The organism is Vreelandella sp. H-I2 (assembly GCF_052959335.1).
Window position 1 is genome coordinate 1 of record NZ_JBRAMC010000029.1, and the last position, 257, is coordinate 257.

Annotated in this window: 1 rRNA gene; it reads left to right on the plus strand. The window is 56.8% G+C overall.

Going from position 1 to position 257, the window contains the following annotated elements:
• Window positions 1–257: ribosomal RNA gene (locus ACUVOF_RS21980) — 16S ribosomal RNA — on the plus strand; the annotation flags it as partial.

The window sequence follows — 257 nt, forward strand, 5'->3', positions numbered from 1 at the left end:
CCCGGAAGAGATTCCGGGGTGCCTTCGGGAACGCAGAGACAGGTGCTGCATGGCTGTCGTCAGCTCGTGTTGTGAAATGTTGGGTTAAGTCCCGTAACGAGCGCAACCCTTGTCCTTATTTGCCAGCACGTAATGGTGGGAACTCTAAGGAGACTGCCGGTGACAAACCGGAGGAAGGTGGGGACGACGTCAAGTCATCATGGCCCTTACGGGTAGGGCTACACACGTGCTACAATGGCCGGTACAAAGGGCTGCGA